Source organism: Streptomyces sp. M41 (genome assembly GCF_043673425.1).
Taxonomy (GTDB): domain Bacteria; phylum Actinomycetota; class Actinomycetes; order Streptomycetales; family Streptomycetaceae; genus Streptomyces.
Window position 1 is genome coordinate 1681 of record NZ_JBIMKE010000062.1, and the last position, 3473, is coordinate 5153.

The following is a 3473-nucleotide window of genomic DNA, read 5'->3' on the forward strand; positions in this document are numbered from 1 at the left end:
GTCGGGCACGCTGTTGGGTGTCTGAGGGTACGGCCGAATGTGGCTGCCTTCAGTTGCCGGCGCCGGTGTAGCACTCCTGCTGGGGTGTGTGACGGTGTACTGGTCGTTGTTTGAGAACTGCACAGTGGACGCGAGCATCTGTGGCCAAGTTTTTAAGGGCGCACGGTGGATGCCTTGGCACCAGGAACCGATGAAGGACGTGGGAGGCCACGATAGGCCCCGGGGAGTCGTCAACCAGGCTTTGATCCGGGGGTGTCCGAATGGGGAAACCCGGCAGTCGTCATGGGCTGTCACCCTTGCCTGAACACATAGGGCAAGTGGAGGGAACGCGGGGAAGTGAAACATCTCAGTACCCGCAGGAAGAGAAAACAACCGTGATTCCGGGAGTAGTGGCGAGCGAAACTGGATGAGGCTAAACCGTATACGTGTGAGACCCGGCAGGGGTTGCGTATACGGGGTTGTGGGAGTGTGCTTGATCGGTCTGCCGGCCGGTCGGAGAGTCAGAAACCGTTGATGTAGGCGAAGGACATGCGAAAGGTCCGGCGTAGAGGGTAAGACCCCCGTAGTCGAAACATCAGCGGCTCTCTTGCGTATTTCCCAAGTAGCACGGGGCCCGAGAAATCCCGTGTGAATCTGGCGGGACCACCCGCTAAGCCTAAATATTCCCTGGTGACCGATAGCGGATAGTACCGTGAGGGAATGGTGAAAAGTACCCCGGGAGGGGAGTGAAATAGTACCTGAAACCGTGTGCCTACAAGCCGTGGGAGCGTCGGAATGGAGCTTGCTCCATTCTCGTGACTGCGTGCCTTTTGAAGAATGAGCCTGCGAGTTTGCGGTGTGTTGCGAGGTTAACCCGTGTGGGGAAGCCGTAGCGAAAGCGAGTCCGAACAGGGCGATTCAGTAGCGCGCTCAAGACCCGAAGCGGAGTGATCTAGCCATGGGCAGGTTGAAGCGGAGGTAAGACTTCGTGGAGGACCGAACCCACCAGGGTTGAAAACCTGGGGGATGACCTGTGGTTAGGGGTGAAAGGCCAATCAAACTCCGTGATAGCTGGTTCTCCCCGAAATGCATTTAGGTGCAGCGTCGTGTGTTTCTTGCCGGAGGTAGAGCACTGGATAGGCGATGGGCCCTACCGGGTTACTGACCTTAGCCAAACTCCGAATGCCGGTAAGTGAGAGCGCGGCAGTGAGACTGTGGGGGATAAGCTCCATGGTCGAGAGGGAAACAGCCCAGAGCATCGACTAAGGCCCCTAAGCGTACGCTAAGTGGGAAAGGATGTGGAGTCGCAGAGACAACCAGGAGGTTGGCTTAGAAGCAGCCACCCTTGAAAGAGTGCGTAATAGCTCACTGGTCTAGTGATTCCGCGCCGACAATGTAGCGGGGCTCAAGCGTACCGCCGAAGTCGTGTCATTGCAGCATAAGGGCCAACGCCTGCTGTGATGGGTAGGGGAGCGTCGTGTGCCGGGTGAAGCCGCGCCGGAAGGCAGTGGTGGACGGTTCACGAGTGAGAATGCAGGCATGAGTAGCGATTCACACGTGAGAAACGTGTGCGCCGATTGACTAAGGGTTCCTGGGTCAAGCTGATCTGCCCAGGGTAAGTCGGGACCTAAGGCGAGGCCGACAGGCGTAGTCGATGGATAACCGGTTGATATTCCGGTACCCGCTGTGAAGCGTCAAACATCGAGCATCGTGATGCTAAGGCCGTGAAACCGCCGGGTGCGTCTTCGGACAATCTCGGAGTGGTGGAGCCGCCGAACCAAGCGGTTAGTAGGTGAGTGATGGGGTGACGCAGGAAGGTAGTCCATCCCGGGCGGTGGTTGTCCCGGGGTAAGGGTGTAGGACGCAAGGTAGGTAAATCCGCCTTGCACATAGTCTGAGACCTGATGCCGAGCCGATTGTGGTGAAGTGGATGATCCTATGCTGTCGAGAAAAGCCTCTAGCGAGTTTCATGGCGGCCCGTACCCTAAACCGACTCAGGTGGTCAGGTAGAGAATACCGAGGCGTTCGGGTGAACTATGGTTAAGGAACTCGGCAAAATGCCCCCGTAACTTCGGGAGAAGGGGGGCCACATCTGGTGAGAGTACTTGCTGCTCGAGCTGGGGGTGGCCGCAGAGACCAGCGAGAAGCGACTGTTTACTAAAAACACAGGTCCGTGCGAAGCCGTAAGGCGATGTATACGGACTGACGCCTGCCCGGTGCTGGAACGTTAAGGGGACCGGTTAGCTCCATTTCGGTGGGGCGAAGCTGAGAACTTAAGCGCCAGTAAACGGCGGTGGTAACTATAACCATCCTAAGGTAGCGAAATTCCTTGTCGGGTAAGTTCCGACCTGCACGAATGGCGTAACGACTTCTCGACTGTCTCAACCATAGGCCCGGTGAAATTGCACTACGAGTAAAGATGCTCGTTTCGCGCAGCAGGACGGAAAGACCCCGGGACCTTTACTACAGTTTGATATTGGTGTTCGGTTCGGCTTGTGTAGGATAGGTGGGAGACTTTGAAGCGGGCACGCCAGTGTTCGTGGAGTCGTCGTTGAAATACCACTCTGGTCGTGCTGGATGTCTAACCTGGGTCCGTGATCCGGATCAGGGACAGTGTCTGATGGGTAGTTTAACTGGGGCGGTTGCCTCCTAAAGGGTAACGGAGGCGCCCAAAGGTTCCCTCAGCCTGGTTGGCAATCAGGTGTTGAGTGTAAGTGCACAAGGGAGCTTGACTGTGAGACCGACGGGTCGAGCAGGGACGAAAGTCGGGACTAGTGATCCGGCGGTGGCTTGTGGAAGCGCCGTCGCTCAACGGATAAAAGGTACCCCGGGGATAACAGGCTGATCTTCCCCAAGAGTCCATATCGACGGGATGGTTTGGCACCTCGATGTCGGCTCGTCGCATCCTGGGGCTGGAGTCGGTCCCAAGGGTTGGGCTGTTCGCCCATTAAAGCGGTACGCGAGCTGGGTTTAGAACGTCGTGAGACAGTTCGGTCCCTATCCGCTGTGCGCGTAGGAGTCTTGAGAAGGGCTGTCCCTAGTACGAGAGGACCGGGACGGACGAACCTCTGGTGTGCCAGTTGTTCTGCCAAGGGCATGGCTGGTTGGCTACGTTCGGGAGGGATAACCGCTGAAAGCATCTAAGCGGGAAGCCTGCTTCGAGATGAGGACTCCCACCCACTTGATGGGGTAAGGCTCCCAGTAGACGACTGGGTTGATAGGCCGGATCTGGAAGCACGGTAACGTGTGGAGGTGACCGGTACTAATAGGCCGAGGGCTTGTCCTCAGTTGCTCGCGTCCACTGTGTTGGTTCTGAAACCACGAACAGCCCCGTATGGCCACATACGGTGCGGCATTGTTTGACAGTTTCATAGTGTTTCGGTGGTTATAGCGTGAGGGAAACGCCCGGTTACATTCCGAACCCGGAAGCTAAGCCTTACAGCGCCGATGGTACTGCAGGGGGGACCCTGTGGGAGAGTAGGACGCCGCCGAAC

At 57.3% G+C, this 3473-nt stretch carries 2 rRNA genes; both read left to right on the top strand.

Annotated features, from left to right (window positions below):
- Positions 1–142: 142 nt before the first annotated feature.
- A 23S ribosomal RNA gene (locus ACHBTE_RS35660) occupies positions 143–3265 on the top strand.
- A gap of 91 nt (positions 3266–3356) precedes the next feature.
- Positions 3357–3473 (top strand): 5S ribosomal RNA (rrf, locus tag ACHBTE_RS35665).